Origin of the sequence: Bradyrhizobium tropiciagri, assembly GCF_018130545.1 — a bacterium.
Lineage (GTDB): Bacteria > Pseudomonadota > Alphaproteobacteria > Rhizobiales > Xanthobacteraceae > Bradyrhizobium > Bradyrhizobium tropiciagri_A.
Window position 1 is genome coordinate 157,811 of the sequence record NZ_JAFCKF010000002.1, and the last position, 26,091, is coordinate 183,901.

The window sequence follows — 26,091 nt, forward strand, 5'->3', positions numbered from 1 at the left end:
TAGAAGCAACCAGCGCGATCAGCGGAGGGCGACGTGAAGAAGGCAATCGGTCTTGCGATGTTGATCTGGGCGGTGGCCGCGATGTCCCGCGCCGACGCCCAACCGGCGAAATCCGGCGTCGAGCGGCTCTACATCCTCAACTGCGGTGAAGGCGTTGCGGGCGACATTTCACGCTGGTCGCCCGGCGTGAACGAAGGCAAGTCGATGAACTTCGTCGACAATTGCTACCTGATCAAGCACGCGCAGGGCTGGTTCCTGTGGGACACCGGCATTCCCGACGCGGTCGCGGCGATGCCGAACGGCCTTGCGCCCGCCGATCCCAAGGCGATCACCTGGCGGCGGCCGAAGACGCTCGCCGCGCAGCTTGACCAGCTCGGGGTGAAGCCATCGGACATCAAGGCCATGGCGGTCTCGCACACCCATCCCGATCATATCGGCAATGTCGAGATGTTTCCGGCCGCGATGCTGTACGTGCAGAAGGCGGAGTATGATTGGCCGGGCGCCAACAACGCACCGCGCTTCAAGCCCGAGCATCCCGTCACCAAGCTCGACGGTGACCGCGACGTGTTCGGTGACGGCAGCGTGACCATCCTGTCGACGCCGGGCCACACGCCCGGCCACCAGTCGCTGTTGGTGAAGCTGCCGCACACCGGCGCGGTCGTGCTGACCGGCGATGCCGTTCACTTCAGGGATAATTGGGACAATCGGCGGGTGCCGAGCATGAACGCCAGCAAGGAGCAGACCCTGGCCTCGATGCAGAAGATCGCCGACACGCTGACGAAAGAGAAGGCGCAGCTCTGGATCAACCACGACAAGGCGCAGCGCGACGGGCTGAAGCTGTCGCCGGAGTTCTATGACTGAGCCGCTTCGGGACCGCGCGCCTTCGACCAGTCTCGAAACATCTGCGCGGTCTGATCGTCCATCGGAAAGAAGCTCTCGATGCGCAGCTCCTGCAACGTGACGTCCTGCGGCGTGCCCAGCGTCGCGATCGTGGTGAACAGCTTGAGGCGGACGTCGCCCTTGCGGAACAGCATCGGCAGCACCGGCCCGGATGTCGGCCCCGCAGGCGGCGCGGCCAACGCCGCCTCGACACCGTCATAGGCCAGCAGGCGCTTGAGCAAGTCGGCCGTTGCGGTGGTGCCGTCGCTGGCGGCATCGGCCTCGACGCTGCGGACGAAGTAGCCGGCGACTTCGCTCCAGTTGGTGAGATAGGGCCGCAACACGTCGGGCGCGACCAGCGCGTCGGCGAGGTTGACCGCCGTGCCGGGAGGCAGCGGCCCGACCAGGAATTCTACCAGCTGTCCGGCGCCTGCATTGGCGAGCAGCAGATTCCAGTGCCGGTCGACCACGACCGCCGGATAAGGCTCCTGCTGCGCCAATATGAAATCCAGCGCGTAACGGATCTGGGCGAGCTCCGGCGCGGCAAGGTCGGTATGCCGCCATACCGGCGCGAAGCCGGCCGCGACCAAGAGCGCGTTCTGCTGCCGCAACGGCACGTCGAGCGCTGTCGCAAGCCGGATCACCATGTCGCGGCTCGGTGCCGCGCGGCCGAGCTCGAGGAAGCTCAGATGGCGCTGTGAGATATCCGCACGCCCGGCGAGCTCGAGTTGCGAGTGGCCCTTGCGCTGCCGCCACCAACGCAGGCTGGCTGCAAAATCGCGCTGCTGCGACATGAGTACCTGTCAGGTAGTTGCCGGAATGATCTCGCCGGGCAAGATGCCACAAGCGAGCACGAAACGCATGGGGTGCGGGATGGGCGAGTGGATCGGCGTTGCGATTGCCCTGGTCTCGAGCTGCCTCGGCGGCACGGCCGCCGCGATCACGCGTTACCTGGCCGGCAATGCCGATCCGATCACGCTTGCGATCCTGCGCTGGGCGATCGGCTTCCTCTGCGTGCTTCCCGCCGCGCTTCTGCTCGGCGCGAAGTGGCCGCAGCGTGAGGATGTGCCGGCGGTCGCCGGGCTCGGCGTCGCCTTCTTCGGCGTGTTCTTCGTGCTCTATAATCTCGCGATGTCCTACACGACGGCGGCGCGCGCCAGCCTCGCGCTGGCGACACTGCCGCTCTCGACCATGGTGGTCGGCGCGCTGCTCGGCATCGAACCGCTGACGATGCGCAAATCCGCCGGGGTCTCGATTGCGGTGCTCGGCGTGGCCGCCGCGCTGGCATCCGGGCTGTCGGCGGCGCCAGCGGGAGCATGGCGCGGCGAATTGATCATGACTGCCGCCGTGCTCTGCATGGCGTTCTACAATGTGCTGTCACGTCCGTTCATCCGCCGCTCCAGCGCGCTTGGCTTCCTCACAGTGGGCATGGGCGCGGGAGCGGCAGCTCTGTTGGCGGTGGGAGCGTTCACCGGCAGCGTGGCGACGTTGCGCGATTTCGGCCCATCGCAGTGGATTGCCGGGCTCTATCTCGGAATAGCCGGCGGCGCGCTGGCCTTCATCCTGTGGGTGCTGGCGCTGGAGCGGGCCTCGCCGACCCGTGTCGCCAACACCATGACGGTCAATCCGATCGCCGCCGGGCTGCTGGCGAAGCAGTTGGTCGGGGAGCCGATCACGGCCAATCTGGTGGTCGGCCTGATCGCGGTGTTCGCCGGGATCTGGATCGCGACGTCGGAGACCAAGCGGGCCTGATCAGCTGTGTGGGGCAGACGGCGCGCTCACCGGTGCGGTGGGCACGTGCTTCGGCTTCATCGTGCCGGCGTAGAACGACAGGGCGTACACCAGGATGATGCCGGCCAGATAGACCCCATAGGATTGCGGCGGGGTGATCGCCCATTGCATGAAGCGTCGGATCGGGTTCGGCTGGCCGGGGGCGTTGTCCATGCGCTCTTGTGCGCGAAGGGCCGGGCAAAGGAAAGCGGAATCGCGGGCTCTTGAGATGCAGTTCCACGCGAAATGGTGAGGCGGGGCGGCCTTGCAATGCCCGATCGGCGTTCGCATCTGTCACGCGACGAGCAGCCCTTCCTCCCGCACCGATTGCCCGGCATAATCCACTGATGGAACTGACGCCCCGTTTGCGCCTGATGAATTGGCTGGTCCGCCAGGGCCTCACCGGCCTGCCGGAAAACGACCTGCTGCGCGGATTCTGCGAGCGCTGCCGGGCGGCCGGCATGCCGCTGTCGCGGGCGATCGTCTTCATCGACACCCTGCATCCGATTTTCGAAGGGCGCGGCTTCCGCTGGAATGACGGCGAGAGCAACGAGGCCGATATCTTCGAATACGGCTCGACCAGCAGCGGCGAGGCCAATCAGAACTGGCGGCGGTCGGCGTTCCATCACATGCTCGAAAACGGCCATGACGAGATGGTGATCGATCTCGCTGAGAGCCATGATTTCTCGATGATCGGCGAGTTGGCCGAGAAGGGCCATAAGCATTTCGCGGCGTTCGTGCATCGTTTCGGTGAAGCCGGCACGATCGGCGAGATGGACTGCTTCTATTCCTACTACACCACACGCCATTCGGACGGGTTCGGCGAGCATCACATGGCGGCGCTGCGCGATCTGGTGCCGGTGCTCGGGCTTGCGATCAAGTCGGCCGCCCAGGTCGAGATCGCCCGCACGCTCGGGCGGGTCTATCTCGGCCGCGAGACCGCGGAGCAGGTGCTGCGCGGGCGCATGCAGCGCGGCATCACCGAGAAGATCAAGGCCGTGCTGTGGTACTCCGACGTGCGCGGCTCGACCGCGATCAGCGAGCGTATCGGCCCCGACGAGATCATTCCGTTCCTCAACGATTATGCGCAGGCCTCGATCGACGCGATCCACGACGCCGGCGGCGAGGTGTTGAAGCTGATCGGCGACGGCGTGCTGGCGATGTTCACGAGCGAGAACTTGGCCAGCGCCAAGCGCGCGGCGCTGCGGGCCGAGCATCGCTTCCGCCACAACATCCGCGTGCTGAACGATCGCCGCGAGAACGAGGGCCGGCCGACTACGACAGCTTATGTCGGGCTCCACGTCGGCCAGGTGTTCTACGGCAATATCGGCAGCGAGGACCGGCTGGATTTCACCGTGGTTGGGCCCGCCGTCAACGAGGTAAGCCGGATCGCCTCGATGTGCGCCTCGGTCGATCGGGAATTGCTGACCTCGACCGATTTCCGCACCGGGCTCGACGCCGCCGGCCGCAACTATTTGGTCTCCACCGGCCGCTTCGTGCTGCGCGGCATCAGCCACGCGCAGGATCTCTACACGCTGGATCCGGCGGTTGCCGCTGACGAGGTCGTCGGCGGCAAGTATGAGCGCTATCTGGCGAGCTAGAGGGCAGGGCATTACCCTTCTGCCTTTGCTCCGTTGCCAATCCAAGGTTGTGTGGTGTAAACTCGTCCCACCATGATGACCCGTACCCTCAATATCGCATCGGTCTTCTTCCTGAGCCTGTGACGGCACCGCTTTTCCAAGCGGTTGGAGGACGAATGTGCTGATGGCCGCACGGCCTGAGGCATTTCTTTGGACCGAATGAGCCCGACTGTTGCTGCTTCGAGCAGACGAATGTCGTTGGCTGAACGATATGAGGAATTCATGCCACCCCGTGACGACGAACCCGTGCGCGCCCTCAGCGACGCGCAGATACAGCAATTCATCCAGGACGGATTTGTGCGGATCGACCGGGCCTTTCCCCGGGCGCTTGCCGACCAATGCCGTGCCATCCTGTGGCGCGATCTGCCCTGCGATCCCGCTGATCCGTCGACCTGGACGCGGCCGGTCGTTCGGCTGAGTCATTACGGTGATGAGCCGTTCAAGCTGGCCGCCAACACACCCGTACTCCATGCGGCATTTGATCAACTGGTCGGCAAGGGGCGCTGGCGCCCACGACCCAACCTCGGAACCTTTCCTGTGCGGTTTCCGAGCCCGGACGATCCGGGCGATGCCGGTTGGCATATCGATGTGAGCTTTCCCGGCGAGAGCAGCGATCCCGAAGAACGGCATCATTTCTCGTCCTGGCGGGTGAATGTCACCTCGCGCGGCCGCGCGCTGTTGATGCTGTTTCTGTTCTCCGACGTGGCAGAGTGCGACGCTCCCACACGCATCAAGGTCGGATCGCATCTTGACATCGCACGGTTGCTCGAACCGGCCGGCGAAGCGGGCCTGTCTCACGCCGAGCTCGGCCAATCGGGCGCGGCGCTGGACCGGCCGATGGCGCTGGCAACGGGTGAAGCCGGCACGGTCTATTTGTGCCACCCATTCCTGGTCCACGCTGCGCAGATGCATCGTGGCAAGGTGCCGCGCTTTCTGGCCCAACCACCGCTCGCGCCGGCCGAACCGTTCAGGCTGGTGCGGGATGATGGCAGCTATTCGCCGGTCGAAATAGCCATTCGGCTCGCGTTGCAGGAAGGGCGGAGGTGATCGCGATGCGCCTGGTCATCCTTAGCGGAGCATCCGGCTCCGGAAAAACCGCCATCGCCGAGTCGATCAGGATCGGGCGACTAGATTTCGCCGAGGTGCTGCACTTCGATAGCATCGGCGTGCCTTCGCCCGAAGTCAGACAGACGTGGGGGCCGGATGGCGCGTGGCAACGCGCGATGACGCTGGCCTGGATGGAGCGGGTCGCGGCGCTGCGTGGCAAACGTCACCGGGTGCTCTTTGAAGGGCAAATGCGGTTGGCGTTCGTGCGCGAGGCCTTGCTCGCGGCCGGCATTGCGGATGCCTGCGTGATCCTCGTGGATTGCGACGATGCGATCAGGGCGCGCCGTCTGATCACCGAGCGTCGCCAGCCCGAGCTTGCCAACCCCGAGATGCTGATGTGGGCGAAATACCTGCGCTGGGAGGCGAACGAGGCGGGACACGAAGTGCTGGACACATCAGAACTTCCGCTTGAGCGCTGCGTCGAGCTGGTCTGCGCCCGTTTGACGTCCGCGTAAGCATTGTCTTGCGAGGAGCCGGCCAGCGCCGGCTCCTCGCGATGACGATCGCTCAGCAGCGTGCGGGCTCGCCAACCATGTCGGGCTGCCGCGTCAGCGACACCGCAGGCGACATCAGGATCACCAGCGCCTGGGCGGCGAAGATCGCGGCTGCGAGGTAGAGGCAGGCTTCGGCGCCGTAGAGGCCACCGACGATGGCGCCGAGCGCGGAGCCGAGCGGGCGGGCGCCGTAGCTCATGATGTTGATCGCCGAGACGCGGCCGAGCAGCGAGGGCGGCGTCACCGACTGCCGTAGCGTCGTGGTCGAGATCACCCACAGGATCGGACCGACGCCGAGCAGGAAGAAGCCGAGGCCCGCGAGCAGTGGTGTCGGGAACCAGGTCGTCAGCGCCATCACGGTGGCGGCGACGAAGCCGGTCACCGGGCCGAGCCCGATCACGGTGCCGAATGCCAGCCGCTTCATCACGCGGGTTGCGAACAGCGCGCCGACCACCATGCCGACGCCGTACATCGCAAGCGTCGTGCCGACACCGGTGGCGCTGAGCCCGAGATGGCGCACCGCATAGGGCACGAACACGGCGAGCAGCAGGAACGATGCAGTGTTGAAGATGAACTGGGTGATGAACACCGGTCGCAGCAGCGCGTGATGCATCACGAAGGCCGCGCCTTCCTTGATGTCCTGCATCGGATGACGTCGCGGGACGGGCTGGCGCGCCGGCTCGTAGAGGCCGGCGAGCAGCACGACCGCGATCGCCGACAGCGCGGCGGCGAATCCGAACGCAGGTGCCGCACCAACCCAGCCGACCAGCACGCCGCCGAGCGCGGGTCCGCTGGCGAAGGCGACGGTGCGTGCAAGCTCGATGCGGGCATTGGCGGCCGGCAATTGCTGGGACGTCACCAGCGATGGGACCAGCGCCGGTGCCGCGACGCTGTAGGCGACCGTGCCGCAGACCGCGATGAAGCCGAGCAAAGCCAGCAGCGGCAAGGTCATCGCACCGAGCCAGAGCAACAGCAGGATCGCGGCAAGGGCAGCCGCACGTAGCGCCTCTGAGCCCGCCATCACCCAGCGCCGCGACACGCGGTCGGCGAGCAGGCCGGCGGGAATCGCAAACAGGATGAAGGGCAGCGTCAGCGCGGTTTGTAATAGGCCGGTCTGGCCTTCGCCAACGCCGAGCACCAGCACCGCGACGATCGGCGCAGCGGCAAGCGCGATCTGCTCGGCAGATTGCGCGGCGAGATTGGACCAGGCCAGGCGATTGAAGGTGCTTGGCAGGCGAGGCGGCGTATCGGCGGACATGGCAGAATCCTTGGCAAATTCGATCTGGCCATAGTGTGTGGTTGGAAGACGTTCGATCCCACCCGTTTCCCGACAACCCAAAAACAAAAGCCCGCGTAACGGCGCAGCACCTTTTCCGTCTCGGTCCCATCTCGATTCACCCTTTCGGGGAATTGCGACCTGGAATTGCGCGGCGTCGAATTGGCGCAAGGAGTCAGTCGCTAGCCGAACTCCAGCAACGGGAGACGAGACGTCATGAGCCAAGCACCCTACGAGAGTTTTGAAGGCCAGCCGGATCTGGAGCGCCGCCGGCTCCTGGGCATCGCCCTCGCGGGCGTCGCGGGGTCCGTCCTGCCGGCTGCATCGCGCGCGGCTGCCGCCGGGCCGTCCGAAAAGGCCGATGTCGACGACATTGCCTACCTGACGGCCGGCGAGGCGCTCGCGAGATTCAAGGCCAAGACGCTATCGCCGGTCGAACTGCTGCGGGCGCAGATCAAACAGGTCGAAGCATGGGAGCCCACGCTCAAGGCAACGACGTACACCTATTTCGACGAGGCGCTGGAGCAGGCACGGATTGCGGAGCGCAAGTACGTGCGCGGTGAACCGGTCCGCCCGTTGGAAGGCGTCACGCTTGCCATCAAGGACTATCACTCCGTCAAGGGCAAGATCACCACCTACGGCTCGCGGCTCTACAAGGATTTCGTTCCGGACCAATCCGCGCCGACTGTGGAACGTCTTCTCGCCTCAGGGGCGATCTTGCATTGCCGCACGACGACACCGGAGTTCGCGCATTCAGGTGTGACGGCGTCGCTGCTTTGGGGCGTCACGCACAACCCGTGGAATCCTGCCTATACCCCCGGCGGCTCGACCGGCGGAGGCGGCGCGGCCCTGGCCGCCGGCTACACGACCTTGTCGGACGGCACGGATGGTGGCGGGTCCATTCGCATCCCGGCTGCGATGAACGGCGTGTTCGGCTACAAGCCGCCATGGGGACGCAATCCCAACGACCGCGAGCACCCGAATGAGTGGCTGATCCACTATGGCGAACTGGCCCGCAGCGTCGGCGATTGCGCTCTGATGCAGAACGTCACGTCCGGCCAGCATCCGGCCGACATGTCGTCCCTGCGGGACAAGGTGGTGATGCCGCCGACCTTCGAGGGCATCGCCGGCATGAGGATCGCGCTGTCGATGGACTTGGGCTATTTCGCGGTTGATCCCGAGGTCGAGAAGAACACGCGCAATGCCGTGTCGGTCCTGCGTTCGCTCGGTGCGGTCGTCGATGAGGTCGATATCGGCTGGACCAAGGAAATCGAGGAGACATGGAACACAAGGTGGCAAGGCGTGTTCTACGCGCTGGCAGGCAGCCTTCTGACCAAGTCCCGCGACGACGTGGACCCGTACGTCATCAAGATCCTCGAAGAGGGAAAGAAGCTCGACGTCACGAAGTTCTACAATCTGAATAGCGTGCGGCAGAAGATGTACGCATCGATGACGAAGCTCTTCGAGACCCACGACGCGCTGATCTGTCCGACGACGGCAACGACGAAGATCGTCGCGGGGCGCAGCAGCGAACAGCCGCTCGCCATCAACGGCAAGTCGGTGAACCCCTTTATCGGCTGGTTCATGACGTATCCCTTCAACCTGGTCGGCACCCTGCCGGTGATGTCCGTGCCAACCGGTTTCGATGCCGAAACAAACGTGCCCACTGGAATGCAGATTGTCGGTCCAGCCTATGACGACCTGAGGGTGTTCCGCATCGCGTCCGCGTTCGAAGGCGCGACGCACCCCTGGCAGCGTCGGCGACCGAAGCTGGCCGCCTGAAGTGCGATGAGATCAGGATGAAGCGTCATCGCGCTTTAGGTTATTGACACCTGCGGGCCGCAGGAGGACCATTATTTATTGCCCATGATGAGAGATGGACCTTGATGTCTCTCCCAGCAGTTCATGCAATTCCCACCGTCGACCGCGAAGCTCTGATGGGACGCTTCGCGGCCGACCTCGAACAGGCTGCCGACCTCGAGGCCGCCCTGGATGCGCTGCATCAAACCCTGTCGGGCCTGGGTTTTTCCTCCTTCGCCTATGGCATGGCCGGCACGCCGAGAGCGCAAGACGGCAGCTTCACGTCACCAATCGTGAAGACGCGAGGCTTTCCGAGTCGATGGGATCGGCATTGGAGCCATCTTTGCGATCCCTACTACCGGTTCTGCTTCACGACGACCTTGCCCCTCAAGTGGATCGACGTGCAAGACAATGAACGCCTGAGCACTGGCGAGCGGGCGTGCGTGGACCACCTGAACGACAAGAACCTGCACTACGGCATCACGATTCCGATGCACATGCCGAACGGGTCATTTGCATTCGTCAGCGCGATTTCGGAAAGCGCGACCAAGTACGAGACCGGTTCTGCACCGACGGTTGTCAATGGGCTGTTCGCATTGTGTCATCAGTTCCAGAACACCTCGCTCCGGAGGTGGTCGTGGAACCAAGCCGCCGACGGCAAGGCCTGGCTCAGCACACGTGAGAAGCAGTGCCTCTCGCTCGCCGCGCAAGGGAAGACCTCGGATGACATTGCGCTGATCCTCGGCCTGTCCTGCGAGACCGTACGTTCGCACATGAAGCGTGCGATCGCGCACCTCAACGCGTCGAACAGGCCGCATGCGATCGCGAAGGCGATCCAGCTCCGGCTCATCGAGATGCCATTCGCCTAGAACGACCTGTGCAACCTACGGCGGACTTGCACGCGCAGGAGTGCGCGCATGCTCAGGCGCCATCTGTCGGAACATCACGCCCAGAGGCGGTAACAGGAGCCGCGACAGCACGGTCTGCTGCGCGATCAGGCCATCGAACCTGATGCGATGTGGAAGTGAGGGCGAGTTTTCCCGCTTGCGGGGGAGGGCCAGGGTGGGGTGACCGGTATCATTTTCGTGAGCCTAGATGCAGTTGCAAATGAGTTGCAATAACGGGCGAGATCGGCCATCCTGACGCGATGGATGCCAGGACCCCTGAAATGTCTTCCGTTTCCGCTCCCAGCGCCGTCCCGGGCGGCTGGCGCAATGACGCCGGCCATGCGCGCAGCCTGCCGGAGGTGAATGCGACGGTTGCGGTGCCATCAGGCGGCCTGTGGTGGCGGCGGCTGCTGGCCTTCGCCGGACCGGGCTATCTGGTCTCGGTCGGTTACATGGACCCCGGCAACTGGGCGACCGATCTCGCGGGCGGATCGAAGTTTGGCTACACGCTGCTGTCGGTCATCCTGCTCTCCAACCTGATGGCAATCCTGCTGCAGGCGCTCTCGGCAAGACTTGGCATCGCCACCGACCGCGACCTCGCGCAGGCCTGCCGCGCGACCTATTCGCGGCCGGTGAACCTGCTGCTCTGGCTCGCCTGCGAGGCCGCGATCATCGCCTGCGATTTGGCGGAGGTGATCGGCACCGCGATCGCGCTGAAGCTCTTGTTCGGCATTCCCCTGATCGGCGGCGCGCTGCTTGCGGCGCTCGATGCATTCCTGCTGCTGCTCCTGATGAATCGCGGCTTCCGCTTCCTCGAGGCCTTCGTGATCGCGCTGTTGATCGTCATCGCGGTCTGCTTCGTGGTCCAGATCGCCGCCGCCGCGCCGCCGATCGCCGGCGTGCTCGGCGGCTTCATACCGTCGCGCGAGATCGTCACCAATCCGGAGATGCTCTACATCGCGATCGGCATCATCGGCGCCACCGTGATGCCGCATAACCTCTATCTGCACTCCTCCATCGTGCAGACCCGCGCCTATCCGCGCACCGAGGAGGGGCGGCGCGATGCGATCAAATGGGCGACCACCGACTCCACCATCGCGCTGATGCTGGCGCTGTTCGTCAATGGCGCGATCCTGGTGCTGGCGGCCGCGACCTTCCACAAGAGCGGCCATTCCGACGTCGCCGAGATCGATCAGGCCTTCGAGCTGCTGTCGCCGCTGCTCGGGCTCGGCATCGCCTCGACGCTGTTTGCGGTGGCGCTGTTGGCCTCCGGCCTCAACTCGACGGTGACGGCGACGCTGGCCGGCCAGATCGTGATGCAGGGCTTTCTCGATTTGCGGCTGCCGGACTGGCTGCAGCGGCTGGTGACCCGCGGCATCGCGATCGTCCCGGTGATCGTGGTCGCCGCGCTCTATGGCGAAAGCGGCACCGCGCAACTCTTGGTGTTCAGCCAGGTCGTGCTGTCGATGCAGCTGCCGTTCGCGGTGATCCCGCTGGTGCGCTTCGTGTCCGACAAGCGCAAGATGGGTAAATTCGCGATCTCGCGCCCGGTTGCGATCGCGGCGTGGATCGTTGCCGGCCTGATCGTGATCCTGAACGTGAAGCTGCTCTACGACACGATCTTCGGCACCTAGCGCGCCGAAGCGTTCTAGTCCTGCGGTTCGGCCAGCGCTTCGCCTGACGCGTCGACGCGCAGCCAGCCCGACGGCGCGAGCCGCTGCTGCGGCAGGAAGCGGCCCTTGTAGTCCATCTTCTTGGAGCCCTCGATCCAGTAGCCGAGATAGACGTAGGGCAGGCCCTGCCGGCGGGCGCGGGCGATGTGGTCGAGGATCATGAAGGTGCCGAGCGAGCGCGCCTCCAGCCCCGGCTCGAAGAAGGAATAGACCATCGACAGCCCGTCGCTGAGCACGTCGGTCAGCGCCACCGCCATCAGCTCGTCGCCGCGGCCGGTGATGGCGCTGTCGGCGTTGCGTTTGCGGTATTCGATGATCCGGGTCTCGACATGGCTGTCCTCGACCATCATCGCGTAGTCCAGAACCGTCATGTCGGCCATGCCGCCGTTGCGGTGGCGGCGGTCGAGATAGGCCCGGAAGACCGAATATTGCTCTGAGGTCGGCACCGCCGTGCGCTGCTCGCCGATGATGTCGGCGTTGCGGGCCAGAACCTTGCGGAAGTTGCGGGAGGGGCGGAATTCGTTGGCGACCACCCGGACCGAGACGCAGGCCCGGCACTGGTCGCAGGCCGGGCGGTAGGCGATCGACTGGCTGCGGCGGAAGCCGCCATGGGTCAGCAAGTCGTTGAGATCGCCCGCTTTGTCGCCGACCAGGTGCGTGAAAACCTTCCGCTCGTGGCGGCCCGGGAGATACGGGCAGGGCGAGGGCGCCGTCAGATAGAACTGCGGGGTATCACGCGAGTGCTGGGTCACGTCAGATCGTCGGGCTCCACATACAATACAGGCAGCCGAGTGAGCATCGCCCCCCGGAGGCTAACGGTCAATTGGTTTAGGTGGCCCTAATAGGAGGCCCGCGCGGCCGGACTGACCTGGGTCCGAACCGAGCTGTTGATAACAACGGTTCCGAGGATGATGTCGTGCAGCAGCCGGCGGCGGCCGTTGAGGAGGCCGATCAGCAGCACCAGCGGCGACAGGAACGAGATCGTCGCCCAGAACAGCACCGCATGGGTGGCGCCGAGCACGAAATAGCCGCGGGCGCCGTACCAGGTACGCAGTTCCAGATCCATCATGCGCATGCCTAACGTGGCCGAGTGCTGGCCGCCGATCGAGGCGCCGTAATAGACGATGGCCCAGACGATCGAAGCCGGCGACACCAGCCAGAACAGCGCCCAGCCGAGGCCGAGCGTGACGAGGCCGAACACGGCAATGAAGATCACCGCCAGGATCACCGGCACCGACAACACGAAGAGGTCGATCAGAAACGCGAACACGCGTCGCGTCAGCACGCCGCGGAACAGGTCCGGCTCGATCGACGGATCGAACGCGTGCGGAGGCACGCCGCCGTCGTTGCGCCAAGCCTCGCTACGCCAAGCCTCGCTGCGCCGAGTGCCGCCGTCATTGCCGTAGGACATGACCAACCTCCGATGAAACTCCCGCGCAGGACATGGGAACAGGAGGTGCGTTCGCCAAGCCTGCGCGAACATTAACTAGCCGACATATTCCGGCGATTCGGCGGCTGGTCTGTGCCCGGTTTGCGGGCAACGCAACGCTACGGCAAACCATTGTTGCCGTGCGCAGGCGAGCGCGAACGGGGAAGGAGCGCTGGCCGCGCTCAGCTCTCCGCCTTGATCTTCTCGGCGGCCTTCGGCGCGAAATAGGTGAGGATGCCGTCGGCGCCGGCGCGCTTGAAGCCGACCAGGCTCTCCATCATCGCGCGCTCGCCGTCGATCCAGCCATTGGCGGCGGCGCCCGCGATCATCGCGTATTCGCCGGACACCTGGTAGACGAAGGTCGGCATCGCGAAATTGTCCTTCACGCGGCGGACGATGTCGAGATAGGGCATGCCCGGCTTCACCATCACCATGTCGGCGCCCTCGGCGATGTCGAGCTCGACCTCACGCAGCGCCTCGTCGGAATTGGCGCTGTCCATCTGATAGGTGCGTTTGTCTCCGGTCAGCGTCTTGGCCGAGCCGATCGCGTCGCGGAATGGGCCATAGAAGGCGGAGGCGTATTTCGCCGCATAGGACATGATCTGCACGTCGCCAAAGCCGTTGTCGTCGAGCGCCTCGCGGATCGCGCCGATCCGGCCGTCCATCATGTCGGACGGCGCGATCACGTCGCAGCCGGCCTCGGCCTGGGTCAGCGCCTGCTTCACCAGCACCGCGACGGTCTCGTCGTTGAGGATCTTGCCGCCCTCGATCAGCCCGTCATGGCCGTGGCTGGTGAACGGATCGAGCGCGACGTCGCAGAGCACGCCGATGTCGGGAAACTCCTTCTTGATCGCGCGCACCGCCTGGCAGACCAGATTGTCGGGATTGAGCGCCTCCGAGCCCTGCTCGTCGCGCAGGGACGGCTCGGTGAACGGGAACAGTGCGATGCAGGGGATGTTGAGCTTTGCGGCGCGCTCGGCGTCGCGCACGATCTGGTCGACGGTGAGCCGCTCGACGCCGGGCATCGAGGCCACCGGGGTGCGGGTGTTGTGGCCGTCGACCACGAACATCGGCCAGATCAGGTCGTCGGTGGTCAGCACGTTCTCGCGCACCAGGCGGCGGGCCCATTCCGTCTTGCGGTTGCGGCGCATCCGGATCGTCAGGTCGAGCGAGGGCGAGGCGAGGGCATCGGTCTGGCGCCGCGGCGCGTCGCGCAATTCGATCGGGCGCCCGAATTTGATCGCCATTGTCTTCTTCTCCTCGCCGGCAGCCTTGTCTGGACCTGATACTGGTCTGGACCTGATATAAGTCCAGTTCTAGCACCTCACAGAGGCGCCGTCATTGCGCCGCCTTTGCATCCCGGTCGCCCTTGAATTGCCGCAACGGCAATTGATTTTGCCTCCCCGGCGGGCCAAGACTGCGCCATGAACCCCATTTTGCAGCCGTTGCGCGGCGATTCGGATGTCTGACACCTCTGCACGCGACCAGGCGCGCGACAACGCCATCTCGGTCAGCGCGATCTCGTCCGACCGGATCGAGCCGGACGACAATGCGTGGACGCGGCGCCTCGTCATCTTCCTGCGCATCATGGCGGTCGTCTCGGTTGCGAAGGGCCTCTATCACTGGGCCCAGGTGACCGGCTTCGTCGGCGGCGAAGAGGAGGCCTTCGAGAACCAGTCGATGGCCTGGCAGACCGCCACGATCTATTTCGCCGTGATCGAGCTCGTCGCCGCGGTCGGGCTCTGGCTCGCGACGCCCTGGGGCGCCGTGGTCTGGCTGACCACCGTGGTGTCGATGGCGGTCATCGAGCTGATGTTTCCCAGCATCTATGGCGGCAGCCTCACCGTGGTCGGGTTCGAAGCCGTGATGCTCGCGGCCTATCTGGCGCTGGCCTGGATGTCGGCGCGCGAACGTCCCCCATAGATAAGGTCCGCGTGCCGTGAGGGCCCGATGCACTGTTGCCTTGCTGCGACAGCGCGGTGGATAGCCGGTGGCGGCAGGCGATTTTTGGCAGCCGTGCGCCCAACGAGAAGACAGCGCCGCCGGTTCTGCTAGGTGAGTGCCGACAGATCGCACCCCATTCGAGGCGCCCCATTCCAAGGCGTCTCTGCGGGACCTGCCGTCGGGACCCATTTCACCGGATCTCGGCGCGTGTGCCGGCCGGCTTTGCGCGGGCTGACGGCGGAACCGGTCTGGCCCCGGCAATCGATAAGGACCGCATGCGCGCATCACGTGCGTCCCGCTCCGATGAACTCCGATAAAATTTTCAAAGAATTTTCCGGTAACCGATCGGTCACCGTAAAGGGTTCCCTCACACACGTTACGCTGCCGTTTCGAATTCGAACGATGCTGTTTCCGAATGTGACAGGGCAGGCAGACGAAGCGTGAACAGGGGGCTGCCACCGTCAATGAAAAGTTGCGAAAAGCCCTTGATCCATGGGCTTAATCCACGATTCACTGTCTTAAATTCATGATCTCTTTATTCTCTTATTTAAGCGGATATTCAAACGGCCCCCTTACGTTGGACCTATCAGGCGGGACACAAGTTTCGTCGAATAAAGTCGATAAAAACGACAAACAGGGGAAGTGTCATGATGAAAGCCGTTGCGACAACGGCGGCGGATGCCGCTGATCGCGCTGCCGGCCAAGCTCCGGTGCAGCCGCTCTATCTCGAAGCCCTGACTTTGGTGGAGCGGCTGCATCGCCGGCTCCTCGACGTCATCAAGGACGAATTCGATCGTCGCGGCCGCGCCGACATCAACTCGGTGCAGGCGCTGCTCCTGTACAACATTGGTGACAAGGAACTGACGGCCGGCGAACTGCGCACCCGCGGCTACTATCTCGGCTCCAACGTCTCTTACAATCTGAAGAAGCTCGTCGAGCTCGGCTTCCTCGATCATCAGCGCTCGCGCGTTGACCGCCGCTCGGTGCGCATCCGCCTGACCCCGCAGGGCCAGGAAGTGCGCAAGATCGTCGACGCGCTCTATCAGAAGCACGTCAAGACGGTGGAGCAGGTCGGCGGTATCTCGAACGAGGAGTTCGCGAGCCTCAACAAGTCGCTGCATCGCCTCGAGCGGTTCTGGACCGACCAGATCCTGTATCGCCTCTGAGCCTTCCTCTTCTTCGCCTGATGGCCAAGCCGGCCGCTTGAAAAGACCGGCAGCCTTCCTTCGGTCAAGCCTTGCTCCAGTCAACGCATCGGTCATGCCCGGCCGATGCGTTTTTCATGTGCGCCTGGTTCATGCTGCAGTTGCGAAAATAAATGGGTCCCGGCGAGGAACCAAGACATTCCCTGCGCTTTATCTCGTTTCCCAACGGAGAGGCCGGACATGCTTGTCGAGCGCGGGATCGAGGTGCTGAACGTCGAGGTCGTCGGTGACGCCTACGCGATCGCCTCGAACTATCTGCGCAAATCCGGCGCCATTCCCGACACTTTCGCCACCAATGAGCGTCTGCTCGGCATCATCGTCAAGCTGTTCCAGCGCGGTGAGCTGAACCGGCTCCGCCTCGCCAACAAGGCGATCGCGAAGTTCGAGGACGAGACGCTGGTGGTCGCCTGAGCGTCAACCCGGAGACTTCAATGGAAGCCGCTATCGATCGGATCATGCAGACGTACGATCTGCTGCTCAACCGCACGTCCGCTGCCAGCGACGAAGCGCGGGCGAAGGTGACAGAGTACGTGCAGACGCTGTTCGACGCCGGTGAGCGCGATACGCATCGGCTAACCGTGTGCGGACTGACCTATCTGCGCCAGCTCGACGGCAGCACCGACCATGTGAAGGCCGGGTATACGGGGCTATAGGGGCCTGGTTTCGCCGGCTGATTCAACTCTCGCACAACTTGCTCGCTGTCATCACCCGCGAAAGCGGGTGATCCAGTATGCCAGAGGCAGCAGTGCTTGAGCTGAGAAGCCGCGGCGTACTGGATCGCCCGGTCGAACCGGGCGATGACAGTTGAGGATGCAGACGCAGCTTCACACTCTCGCGGACGGACAACCGTCCTATTGCTTGGATCGATGCAGGACGAAGGCGGCATGAAACACCAGTCCGTCGTCCGAGCGGACTTCGATCGCGACGTCATTGTCCCCGCCGGAATGGCCGGCATCTCTGGCGATGCCGGCCAGCGTGTTCGCGGCTTCAACCTTGGCGGCCCTCAGATCAGCGAGATCCAATCCCTCTTCGTCGGGGTAGACATCGCCGTCGTCTCTGATGTCGAAGAAGTAGCGGGGCATTTCCATTGCTCCTCGAGCAATGGGAGGGAATAGCCGTCCGATGGACTGTGTTCCTATTCGGGCGGCAGCAGTCCAGGCGACGACAGCCATTCGCTCAAGTAAGCCGCCGTGTCGGCCTGGCGGGCTTTCTGCAACAGCCGTTCCTTCGCCAATCCGATGGGAAGAGCCCTGGCTTCCTCGCGCAGGCTTTTGGCCTCCGCGAGAAGGCGCTCCACGAGCGAGTGCGTTTGCCTGAAACGACGACGCTTGAACATGCGCTGTCCTTTCCTGCTGGAGAAGGCGGGAGCGCAATGGGCGTTCTCATCACCGATGGATACCGGGACCGCGCGGTGACGTTGGGTAACTCCTGAGCGGAAGCGGGCGTTCCTGCGGTTCCGTTGGAACGAACTGGAACCGCAGGAGTCGATTTTCAGCTCCCGGCCTTTGCCCCCAAGCTCCCCGGGAGTAGCGATCCCCGGTGCTGTGAAACCTCTGGTACCGGGGGTCGTTGGTTGGGGCGGTCCTCGGACGGCTCGCCGCGTTTGAGCTACCTCTTCTGAGGTATGAGACCTCGGTGCGCCTCGCGCGACCTACACTCATCAGGATTTTGCACGACCCTCCTGGGGCTAGAGCCAGCGCCGCCTGCATGTATTTTAAGCGGGCGGCGCTGTGTTGTGAGCTGATCATGCGCGATCCAGGCCGACGACAAATTCTGTTTGCCACGGTGGCGATATCCGCTTCGAGCTTGCTTTCCGCAGGACGATTGTTGGCGGCTGACCTGCCGAAGGTCGGCCTCGTACATCCGGGACCCAAAGGCCCGATCCCATCGATCAGCGCAGTCGTCGCGGGTATGGCGGTGCTGGGCCATGAAGATGGCAAGACCGTCACCCTCGAATATCGCTACGCCGAGGGTAAGCTCGATCAGTTGCCGTCAATCATAAGAGACCTGATTGAACAGGACGTGAAAGTGATCGTTGCAGTGGCCGGCGAACCGCTGGTCGCGGCGGCACGGATTACGAACACGGTGCCGATCGTGAGCGCCACCGCGAGCGGCGACTTTGTTTCGATGGGCCTCATAAAAAGCTGGGATCGCCCGGGCACCAACGTGACCGGCATGAATCTGATCGTTGATGAAGCCGCGGCCGCCCGGGTTGAGATCGTGCGCAAGATATTGCCGGTGGCGAGAACCCTGGCGGTTCTCGTCAACCCTTATCCCGGCAACGACGAACTGCTCAGTGCCATGCGAACCGCGTCCTCGAAGGCAGACATCAAGCTAATGACGATCGAGATCGGCAAGGTCGACGATCTGGAACCCGCAATCGTCGATGCCAAGCGAAACGGTGCTGATGTGGTCACGAGCTTGCAGGGGCCATTCTTTTTCTTCCAACGCAAACTTCTGGCCGACTTGTCTCTCAAGCATAAAATTCCGCTAGCGATGAGCGAGGCATTGGCTGCTGAAGCGGGCGCATTGCTGCAGGTCAATCCCGACGTTCCTGGATGCGCCAGGCGCTCGGCCAACTTCGTCGATCTGATCCTCAAGGGTGCAAATCCGCGCGATCTCGGGATCGAGCGGTACAGCCGATACGATGTCGCATTCAATCTGAGGACCGCGAGAGAACTCGGCATAAGCCTCAGTCCGGATACGATCAAAGCATCGAAAGTGATCGAGTAGCGAGCCTCGGACTGCCGAGCGACGATACGGCGCGGGCATTCGTTCGGTGCCGCGACTTCGAGAGCTCCGCGTGGAGGGGGCCGACAGAGGCTCGCTCAAATCAAGGCAAGCGAAAAGCGACCGGCGAGGTGCGGCGATTTGCTGCACGGCGTAGTTGCGCCGTGCGGCTTGCCGAAGGCTGAGGCGAATGGTCGCTAGGGATCCGCAGACGCGAGGCCAGCAGGCGATTCCCTGACCCGACGGGATCCACGCTTTCCGACCAGCGATGCGGCCATATGACCGGATGCAGCCAGCGATCGCGAGGCTGCATCTGAAAATCCAGGAGGAAGCCCCATGATCTCGTCCCGCATGCGCCCGTTCGGCGCGGTCGTCGCGCTGTTGCTTGGGATGAGCGGTCCGGCGCTTGCGCAGCAACTCGAACTCAAGCTGATGGCGCCCGCCGCGCCCGGCGGCGGTTGGGATCAGACTGCGCGTTCGATGCAGCAGGCACTGGTCGCCTCAGGCGTCGCGCGCAGTGTGCAGGTCACCAACGTGCCCGGCGCCGGCGGCAGCGTCGGCATCGCGCAGTTCGTCAACGGGGCCAAGGGCGACGGCAACCAGATGATGGTCAACGGCTTCGTCATGGTCGGCGCACTTGCCATGAACAAATCTCCGGTGACGCTCGATCAGGTGACGCCGATCGCGCGCCTGACCGAGGAGATCCAGGTCATCGTGGTGCCGGCGAGTTCACCGATCAAGACAGCGCAGGATCTCGCCGCCGCGGTCAAGGCCGACATCGCCAAAGTGACCTTTGCCGGCGGCTCGGCCGGCGGCGTCGACCATGTGATGGCGGCGCTGTTCGCGGGCACGGTCGGCGCCGATGCGAAGAAGATCAATTACATTCCGTTCTCGGGCGGCGGCGAGTCGCTCGCCGCCATTCTCGGCGGCAAGGTCACGGCGGGGATTTCCGGCCTCAGCGAATATGAAGGCCAGATCAAGGCCGGCAAGCTGCGCGCGCTCGGCGTGACGTCGGCGCAGCGTTTGCCCGGCGTCGACATCCCGACCTTCAAGGAGCAGGGCATCGACCTCGTGCTGGCCAATTGGCGCTCGGTGGTCGCACCGCCCGGCATCACGCCGGAGCAGCGCAAGACGCTGAGCGACGCCGTCGAGAAGATGGTGAAGTCCGACGCCTGGAAGGAGATCCTGAAGCAGAAGGGCTGGGATGACGCCTATCTCGGCGGCGATGCGTTCGCGGATTTCCTGAAGAAGGAGATCGTCCGGGTCACCGACGTGCTGAAGTCCGTTGGCCTCGTGAAGTCGTGATGCGCTCCGAGAACCTGCCGCATGCGCCGGCACGGCACGTCGATCGTGCCGGCATCGTCATCGCGGCTGCGTTGGCCGTGCTCGCTGCGGTGTTGGTGTGGGACGCCAGCAAGCTGGCGTCTACCACGATGTACGGAATGGGGCCGGAGGCGATGCCGATCGTGATCGCGATCGGCCTCGTCATCCTCGCCGCCGGCAATCTGATCGACGCGCTGCGCGGCAACCTGCCGCCGCGCGAGAGCATGGATCCGAAGCCGGTGTGGCTGATCATCGGCGGCCTGGCGCTGTTGATCGCCATCATCGGCTTTGGTGGCGGCTTCATCCTCGCCACGTCAGCGCTGTTCGTCACCACCTCGGCCGCCTTTGGCCGCCGCGCCGTGCTGGCCGACACCGCAATCGCGCTTGTCATCACGACCCTGATCTATCTCGCCTTCGACAAACTGTTGACGCTGAGCCTTCCTGCCGGGCCGCTGGAGCGACTGCTGTGATCGAGACCTTTGCCGCGTTGGCGCATGGCATGGCGGTGGCCATGCAGCCGATGAATCTGCTCTACGCCCTGATCGGCGTGTTCCTCGGCACTGCGGTCGGCGTGTTGCCCGGCATCGGTCCGGCGCTGACGGTCGCGCTGCTGCTGCCGGTGACCTACAAGCTCGATCCCGGCGGCTCGCTGATCATGTTCGCCGGCATCTATTACGGCGGCATGTATGGCGGATCGACCACCGCGATCCTGATCAACACGCCCGGCGAGAGCGCCTCGATGGCGACTGCGCTCGAGGGCAACAAGATGGCCAAGGCCGGCCGCGGCGGCCCGGCGCTCGCGACCTCGGCGATCGGCTCGTTCGTCGCCGGCACCATCGCCACCATCGGCCTGGCATTCCTCGCGCCATGGCTGGTCGATTTTGCCGTGCGGTTCGGGCCGGAGGATTACTTCGCGCTGATGTGCGTCGCCTTCGTCACGGTGTCGGCGACCTTCGGCGACTCGCCGGTCCGTGGGCTGACCAGCCTGTTCATCGGTCTGACGCTCGGGCTGGTCGGCATCGACAAGCTGACCGGTCAGGCACGGCTGGCGTTCGGCATCCCCGAGCTGCTCGACGGCGTCGAGGTGACGACGCTCGCGGTCGGGCTGTTCGCGGTGGGGGAGGCGCTCTATGTCGCCTCGCGCCGTCATCATGCCGAAGAGAAGCTCGAGCCGGTGCGCGGCTCGCTGTGGATGACGCGGGAAGACTGGCGGCGGTCGTGGAAGCCGTGGCTGCGCGGCACGCTGTTCGGCTTTCCGATCGGCGCGCTGCCGGCCGGCGGCGCCGAGATCCCGACCTTCCTGTCCTATTCCACCGAGCGGCGGCTGACCAAACATCCCGAAGAATTCGGCAGGGGCGCGATCGAGGGCGTCGCCGGACCCGAAGCCGCCAACAACGCCTCCGCCGCCGGCACGCTGGTGCCGTTGCTGACGCTTGGGCTGCCGACTTCGGCCACCGCGGCGATGATGCTGGCGGGCTTTCAGCAATACGGCCTCAATCCGGGGCCGCTGCTGTTCGCCGAGCGGCCCGACCTGGTGTGGGGCCTGATCGCGAGCCTGTTCATCGCCAACGGCATGCTGCTGGTGCTCAATCTGCCGCTGGTCGGGCTGTGGGTACGGCTGCTCGCGATCCCGCAGCCGTGGCTCTATGCCGGCATCCTGGTGTTCGCGACCATGGGGACGATCGCGGCCAAGCCGTCGGTGGTCGAGCTGTCGATGCTGGCCGCGTTCGGCGTGATGGGCTTTTTGATGCGGAGGTTCGATTTCCCGATCGCGCCGGTCGTGATCGGATTGATCCTCGGGCCGATCGCCGAAAGCCAGCTGCGCCGCGCGCTGGCGATCAGCCTCGGCGATCCCTTGGTGCTGCTGCAAAGCCCGATGTCGGCGACCTTGCTCGGCATCGCGCTGATCGCGCTGCTGGCGCCGTTCGCGCTGCGGGGACTGGGGCGGTTCAAGGCCAACGAGGATTAGGCCGTGATCCCACACAGATGGCGACGCTGCCAAACATTTGTGTGATCGGGAAATATCCAGACTCCCTTTTCAGTCTTCCCTTCAGAAAGGAAGCTGAACAATGAAAGTCATTTGCCTTCTGGCGACGCTGCTGCTCGTGCCGTCTCTCGCGACCCAGGCCAACGCTCATGTGCCAACCGACAGGAGCAGCAACCGAATGCATGTCGACATGCGATCGGCAATCGGCAGTCCACTGCGAGGATACGGGATCGTGGGTCGTCAGGTCGTAGCTCCGCCGTGGAGTGCCGCCTGCATGAACGATGTGGGCCCCCAACAATGCGGCGAGCCCATGTGGGTCTATGGGAGCCCCGACTACCTCGCGCAGTTCAAGGATGCATACTGACGTTGATCCATGAGAGCGGACGCTAGCCTTGCGGTACCGCATTGGACGCTTGTCCGAGGCGCGGCTCCGTCCCGGCCAGCAGCCGCTGAATGTTGGCGCGATGGCGCATGATGACGTAGAGGCTGCCTGCAATGACCAGCAACCGATAGGGCAATGGTTGCTCCAGGCCGCAGACCAGCGCAATCGCCGTGAGCGCCGCCAGCATTGAACCGAGAGAGACAATCCGGGAGAGGGCGACCACGACGCCAAAAGCGATCGCGGCACCCAGACCCACCGGCCATGAGATCGCCAGCAGCACGCCAAGCCCGGTTGCCGCGGATTTGCCGCCGGTGAAATTCAGCCAGATCGAACGGCCGTGCCCCAGCAACACGGCGAGGCCGGCCAGGCAGACCGCCCACGGCATCCAGCCTTGTGGATCAAACGCCGCCGGCGGCGTGACTGATGGCCATGTGGACAGCCACGGATAGAACCAGCGGGCAAACGCGATCGCGGCCGCGCCTTTCAGCACATCGAGCAGGAGGACAACCAACGCAGGCCACTTGCCCAGGGTCCGCAACACGTTCGTTGCCCCCGTGGATCTGGAGCCGTGTTCTCGGATGTCGATGCCCTTGAGCAGTTTTCCTGCCAGATAGCCCGTGGGGATCGACCCGAGCAGATACGCGGTCGCCAATCCAACCAGACCTGCTATCCAGAAAATCATCGGCTTGCCCTCGATGCTGCAATGTCGGGCAATCATCGTTCGATGTCCATCGCGGCTGTGCCGGGAGCGGGCAGGGCTGTTGATGCGGGGGTGCGGTCTCGATGTGGTGCAAAACGCCCGATGGCCGTCGCGAACGGCCGCGACGGCCGGCACAGTGACGAAGAATCGTCCGGGCTGCCGCGGAAAGCCCGCGGCATGTAAAAGGCCCGCTCCGGGGCTCGCATTTCGGAGCGGGCCAGTCTGGGCGCGGCAAATATCGCCGCAGCGCGAAACCTAGCGCGACATGCTGACACCACCCTGACGGCGGCGGAAAAAGAGCGGCGGCCGAACGCGGTCGCTCTTTGTCTCGATATTTGTGAACAGAGTGCGTCGCGGCATGCTCACCATTTGTAGCCGAGACTTGCCGTGATGCGGCGGCGATCGCCATAGTAGCAGGAACTGATGGTGGCGCAGCTCGCGACGTAGATCTTGTCTGTGATGTTCACCACATTGAGCGCCGCGCGCCAGTGGTTGTCCCACTCATAGTGCAAAGCGAGGTCGCCAAGCACGACGCCCGGAACCCGCGCGGTGTTCGCGGTGTCGGCAAAGGATGAGCCGACATAGCGTACGCCGCCACCGAGGCCGAAGCCTGTGAGCGGACCATCGCGGAAGGTGTAGTCGGTCCACACCGAGGCGAGCTCGCGCGGCGTGTTGGTCGGCACGGTGCCGATCAGCGCGGAATTGAGGTCCTTGCTGACGAACAGCTCGTAGTTGGTGTAGCTCGCCACCAGCTTGAAATCGCGCGTGATGTTGGCGACCGCCTCGAGCTCGACGCCGCGCGAGGTGACCTCGCCGTTCTGGGTCTGGAACAAGGTGTTGTTCGGATCAGTGGTCAGCGCGTTCTTGCGCTTGAGGTCGAACAGCGCGACGCCGAACCGCGCATTGAGTCCGACCGGCTCATACTTGACGCCGATCTCGGTCTGCTCCGAGGTCTCCGGCAACAGCAATTGGCCGGCGGCATTGGTGCCAACAACCGGATTGTACCCGGTCATGTAGGACACGTAGGGCGCAACGCCAAAGTCGAAATTGTAGATCGCGCCGACGCGGCCGGAGAACTTGCTGTCCTGGCGGCTCTGATCGGCGCCGATCCGGTTGTTGTTGCTGAGATCGACCCAGTCCTGGCGTCCGGACAGCACGACCGTCAGGCGGTCGAGCTTGACCTGATCCTGCAGATAGAGCCCGGCCATGCCCTGGGTCAGATAGGCGTTCTGATACAGCGCGCCGCTGAACGGCTGGTTGTTGCCATAGACCGGATTGAGCACGTTGAGATTGGTGCCCGCGCCAAAGCCCTGGCGGTCGTCAATCCCGTAATATTTCAGGTCGACGCCGACCAGCGCGGTGTGCTGCAGCGCGCCGGTGGCGAAACGGTATTCGACCTGATTGTCGAGGTTGAGCTGGGTGGCGATGCCGCGGGTGTAGAAATTGCCGCGGGTGATGTCGGCGGCCGCCGGCGTCGTCGCGTAGCCGAGCCCGTAGAGGCCGGCATAGTAGACGTCGACATGCGCCATGCGCGCGTTCTGGCGGAAGTCGACGTTGTCGGTGATGCTCTTCTGGAACTGATAGCCGACCATCTCCTGGTCGCGGCGGAACTGATCGACGCTGGGATCGCCGACGAACAGGCTGGTCGGAATCCGGCCGAACGGTGCGTTGGTGACGGTGCCTTCATAGGGCAGGAAGTTCAGCGCGCGGGTGTTGCTGTGCGAGGCCATGCCGAACACCGTGAGGCTGGTGTCGGCATCCGGCCGCCAGGTCACCGACGGCGCGAAGAAGAAGTTGTTGTCGTAGACATAGTCGGTCTGGGTGCCGCCGCCCTGGGCCTGGCCGACCAGGCGATACTGCACCTGGCCGCCGGCCGGCTGCGCCATCGCGCCGCCGATGTCGAACTGGGTGTAGGCGTTGCCGAAATTGTTGACGCCGGTCTCGATGTAGCGAATGGGGTCGGCGGACGGCAGCTTGCTCACCGCGTTGACGAGGCCGCCGGGCGCCGAGCCGCCATACAGGATGCCGGAGGGACCACGCAGCACCTCGACGCGCTCGAGATTGAAGGGCTGCAGCTTCCAGCTCGCATAGGAGGTATAGAACAGTTGCAGGCCGTCGAGGAACAGCGACTCGTTCTGCGCGGGGAAGCCGCGGATCATGAACCAGTCGTTGCGGAAATCGGCGCCGTAGGTGCCGCCGATCACGCCCGGCGTGTAGCGCAGCACCTCGTCGAACTTGCTGACGATCTTCTGGTCGCGGATCTGCTCGGCGCTGATCACGCTGACCGATTGCGGGGTCTGGATGATCGGCGTGCTGGTCTTGGTGCCGCTCGAGCTCTGCCGCGCCAGATAGCCGGTGACCGGACCATTGGCGCGCTCGTGTCCGCCGCCGGCGCCTGCGGCCTGCTGTGTGGCCTGTGGCTGCGCGGCGACCGGGGCGGTTGTCGCGCGGCGTGTAGCACTGCGCGCACGCGTGGTCCGTTGCGAAGGCTGCTGCGATCGCGCCGCTTGCCGTTGCGACGGCGCATCGACCGTCACTGACGGCAATTGCGTCTGCGCGAACACCTCGTCCGCACCCGCAATCGAAAGCACCACCAAAGTCGACGCAGCAAGCCGCTGCGGCCGAATCCATCCGTCCGTCATTCAACGCCCCCAAAGAGAAGTTTGCTTCGGCGTCGTTATCACGCTGATGTTCGTTGACAGCCCGCGCGCAGTTAGAAGCTGTCGAAGCTGTGCGCTAAGCTTGCATGTGTGACCGGGAGACAACGGAGTACGACGCGTTGTTGCACGCATCACGTGAGAGCTTTGAATCGATCCAGTGTTGAACGATTCAAAATTCGAACGATTCAAAATGCGTTGCGCAAGT

26 protein-coding genes are annotated in these 26,091 nt (G+C 64.3%); 16 read left to right on the forward strand and 10 right to left on the reverse strand.

Annotated elements, in window-relative coordinates; all coding sequences use genetic code 11:
• Positions 1-57: 57 nt before the first annotated feature.
• The gene (locus JQ616_RS07310) at positions 58-861 is read left to right on the forward strand and encodes an N-acyl homoserine lactonase family protein (protein ID WP_212014725.1); all 804 of its coding nucleotides are present in this window, start codon (positions 58-60) and stop codon (positions 859-861) included.
• Here JQ616_RS07310 and JQ616_RS07315 read toward each other — a convergent pair.
• Positions 852-1,673, reverse strand: a complete 822-nt coding sequence (locus JQ616_RS07315) for a helix-turn-helix domain-containing protein (RefSeq protein ID WP_212013368.1) — start codon at positions 1,671-1,673, stop codon at positions 852-854. The two genes, JQ616_RS07310 and JQ616_RS07315, sit on opposite strands and share 10 nt — an antisense overlap.
• A 79-nt stretch (positions 1,674-1,752) precedes the next feature.
• Here JQ616_RS07315 and JQ616_RS07320 point away from each other — a divergent pair, with 79 nt between their 5' ends.
• Positions 1,753-2,631 (forward strand): DMT family transporter, encoded by an 879-nt coding sequence (locus JQ616_RS07320; protein WP_212013370.1) that lies wholly within the window; start codon positions 1,753-1,755, stop codon positions 2,629-2,631.
• On the opposite strand, the gene JQ616_RS07325 is transcribed toward JQ616_RS07320, so the two are convergent.
• Positions 2,632-2,823, reverse strand: coding sequence for a hypothetical protein (locus tag JQ616_RS07325; RefSeq protein ID WP_212013371.1), 192 nt, complete (start codon positions 2,821-2,823; stop codon positions 2,632-2,634).
• A gap of 173 nt (positions 2,824-2,996) precedes the next feature.
• On the opposite strand from JQ616_RS07325, the gene JQ616_RS07330 reads away from it, so the two are divergent.
• From JQ616_RS07330 to JQ616_RS07340, 3 genes are all read left to right on the forward strand, one after another.
• Positions 2,997-4,250, forward strand: coding sequence for an adenylate/guanylate cyclase domain-containing protein (locus tag JQ616_RS07330; protein ID WP_212013372.1), 1,254 nt, complete (start codon positions 2,997-2,999; stop codon positions 4,248-4,250).
• A gap of 231 nt (positions 4,251-4,481) precedes the next feature.
• The gene (locus tag JQ616_RS07335) at positions 4,482-5,336 is read left to right on the forward strand and encodes a phytanoyl-CoA dioxygenase (RefSeq protein WP_249136560.1); all 855 of its coding nucleotides are present in this window, start codon (positions 4,482-4,484) and stop codon (positions 5,334-5,336) included.
• Positions 5,337-5,341: 5 nt separating this feature from the next.
• A complete protein-coding gene (locus JQ616_RS07340; RefSeq protein ID WP_212013373.1) occupies positions 5,342-5,851 on the forward strand; it encodes a hypothetical protein in 510 nt (169 codons plus the stop codon).
• Positions 5,852-5,903: 52 nt separating this feature from the next.
• On the opposite strand, the gene JQ616_RS07345 is transcribed toward JQ616_RS07340, so the two are convergent.
• Positions 5,904-7,148 (reverse strand): MFS transporter, encoded by a 1,245-nt coding sequence (locus JQ616_RS07345; protein WP_212013375.1) that lies wholly within the window; start codon positions 7,146-7,148, stop codon positions 5,904-5,906.
• 234 nt (positions 7,149-7,382) lie between these two features.
• Here JQ616_RS07345 and JQ616_RS07350 point away from each other — a divergent pair, with 234 nt between their 5' ends.
• The 3 genes from JQ616_RS07350 (at position 7,383) to JQ616_RS07360 (ending at position 11,487) form a co-directional block, all read left to right on the forward strand.
• The gene (locus tag JQ616_RS07350) at positions 7,383-8,948 is read left to right on the forward strand and encodes an amidase (protein WP_212013377.1); all 1,566 of its coding nucleotides are present in this window, start codon (positions 7,383-7,385) and stop codon (positions 8,946-8,948) included.
• A gap of 155 nt (positions 8,949-9,103) precedes the next feature.
• Positions 9,104-9,835, forward strand: a complete 732-nt coding sequence (locus JQ616_RS07355) for an autoinducer binding domain-containing protein (protein WP_212013379.1) — start codon at positions 9,104-9,106, stop codon at positions 9,833-9,835.
• A 278-nt stretch (positions 9,836-10,113) separates the two neighbouring features.
• Positions 10,114-11,487, forward strand: a complete 1,374-nt coding sequence (locus JQ616_RS07360) for an Nramp family divalent metal transporter (protein WP_212013381.1) — start codon at positions 10,114-10,116, stop codon at positions 11,485-11,487.
• Positions 11,488-11,501: 14 nt separating this feature from the next.
• Here the strand turns inward: JQ616_RS07360 and JQ616_RS07365 are convergent, their stop codons facing one another.
• The 3 genes from JQ616_RS07365 to hemB all read right to left on the reverse strand — a co-directional run bounded on the left by JQ616_RS07365 (position 11,502) and on the right by hemB (position 14,202).
• The gene (locus tag JQ616_RS07365) at positions 11,502-12,278 is read right to left on the reverse strand and encodes an arginyltransferase (protein WP_212013383.1); all 777 of its coding nucleotides are present in this window, start codon (positions 12,276-12,278) and stop codon (positions 11,502-11,504) included.
• Between the two features lie 86 nt (positions 12,279-12,364).
• On the reverse strand, positions 12,365-12,937 hold the full coding sequence (locus JQ616_RS07370; RefSeq protein WP_212013385.1) for an RDD family protein: 573 nt from the start codon (positions 12,935-12,937) through the stop codon (positions 12,365-12,367).
• Positions 12,938-13,137: 200 nt separating this feature from the next.
• On the reverse strand, positions 13,138-14,202 hold the full coding sequence (hemB, locus tag JQ616_RS07375; RefSeq protein WP_212013387.1) for a porphobilinogen synthase: 1,065 nt from the start codon (positions 14,200-14,202) through the stop codon (positions 13,138-13,140).
• A 214-nt stretch (positions 14,203-14,416) separates the two neighbouring features.
• On the opposite strand from hemB, the gene JQ616_RS07380 reads away from it, so the two are divergent.
• The 4 genes from JQ616_RS07380 (at position 14,417) to JQ616_RS07395 (ending at position 16,757) form a co-directional block, all read left to right on the forward strand.
• Complete coding sequence (locus JQ616_RS07380) at positions 14,417-14,878, forward strand: DUF6163 family protein (protein ID WP_212013389.1); 462 nt, start codon at positions 14,417-14,419, stop codon at positions 14,876-14,878.
• Positions 14,879-15,546: 668 nt separating this feature from the next.
• The gene (ldtR, locus tag JQ616_RS07385) at positions 15,547-16,065 is read left to right on the forward strand and encodes a transcriptional regulator LdtR (RefSeq protein WP_024583358.1); all 519 of its coding nucleotides are present in this window, start codon (positions 15,547-15,549) and stop codon (positions 16,063-16,065) included.
• 219 nt (positions 16,066-16,284) lie between these two features.
• Positions 16,285-16,515, forward strand: coding sequence for a hypothetical protein (locus JQ616_RS07390; RefSeq protein WP_212013391.1), 231 nt, complete (start codon positions 16,285-16,287; stop codon positions 16,513-16,515).
• 20 nt (positions 16,516-16,535) lie between these two features.
• Positions 16,536-16,757, forward strand: coding sequence for a hypothetical protein (locus JQ616_RS07395; protein WP_050422593.1), 222 nt, complete (start codon positions 16,536-16,538; stop codon positions 16,755-16,757).
• Between the two features lie 198 nt (positions 16,758-16,955).
• Here the strand turns inward: JQ616_RS07395 and JQ616_RS07400 are convergent, their stop codons facing one another.
• Positions 16,956-17,186 carry a DUF6894 family protein gene (locus JQ616_RS07400; protein WP_212013393.1) on the reverse strand — a complete coding sequence of 77 codons (231 nt, stop codon included), beginning with the start codon at positions 17,184-17,186 and terminating at the stop codon, positions 16,956-16,958.
• Positions 17,187-17,239: 53 nt separating this feature from the next.
• Complete coding sequence (locus JQ616_RS07405) at positions 17,240-17,440, reverse strand: hypothetical protein (RefSeq protein WP_212013394.1); 201 nt, start codon at positions 17,438-17,440, stop codon at positions 17,240-17,242.
• Between the two features lie 410 nt (positions 17,441-17,850).
• Here JQ616_RS07405 and JQ616_RS07410 point away from each other — a divergent pair, with 410 nt between their 5' ends.
• The 4 genes from JQ616_RS07410 (at position 17,851) to JQ616_RS07425 (ending at position 22,126) form a co-directional block, all read left to right on the forward strand.
• The gene (locus tag JQ616_RS07410) at positions 17,851-18,837 is read left to right on the forward strand and encodes an ABC transporter substrate-binding protein (protein WP_212013396.1); all 987 of its coding nucleotides are present in this window, start codon (positions 17,851-17,853) and stop codon (positions 18,835-18,837) included.
• Positions 18,838-19,170: 333 nt separating this feature from the next.
• Complete coding sequence (locus tag JQ616_RS07415; protein ID WP_433995957.1) at positions 19,171-20,139, forward strand: Bug family tripartite tricarboxylate transporter substrate binding protein; 969 nt, start codon at positions 19,171-19,173, stop codon at positions 20,137-20,139.
• Entirely contained in the window at positions 20,139-20,627 is a 489-nt protein-coding gene (locus JQ616_RS07420; RefSeq protein ID WP_212013398.1) for a tripartite tricarboxylate transporter TctB family protein, read from the forward strand. The genes JQ616_RS07415 and JQ616_RS07420 overlap by 1 nt, the downstream gene beginning before the upstream one ends.
• A 29-nt stretch (positions 20,628-20,656) precedes the next feature.
• Positions 20,657-22,126 carry a tripartite tricarboxylate transporter permease gene (locus tag JQ616_RS07425; RefSeq protein WP_212014728.1) on the forward strand — a complete coding sequence of 490 codons (1,470 nt, stop codon included), beginning with the start codon at positions 20,657-20,659 and terminating at the stop codon, positions 22,124-22,126.
• Positions 22,127-22,530: 404 nt separating this feature from the next.
• Here the strand turns inward: JQ616_RS07425 and plsY are convergent, their stop codons facing one another.
• Together plsY and JQ616_RS07435 are read right to left on the reverse strand one after the other, a co-directional pair.
• Positions 22,531-23,208 (reverse strand): glycerol-3-phosphate 1-O-acyltransferase PlsY, encoded by a 678-nt coding sequence (gene plsY / locus JQ616_RS07430; protein ID WP_212014729.1) that lies wholly within the window; start codon positions 23,206-23,208, stop codon positions 22,531-22,533.
• A gap of 380 nt (positions 23,209-23,588) precedes the next feature.
• On the reverse strand, positions 23,589-25,868 hold the full coding sequence (locus JQ616_RS07435) for a TonB-dependent siderophore receptor (protein WP_212013400.1): 2,280 nt from the start codon (positions 25,866-25,868) through the stop codon (positions 23,589-23,591).
• Positions 25,869-26,091 lie beyond the last annotated feature (223 nt).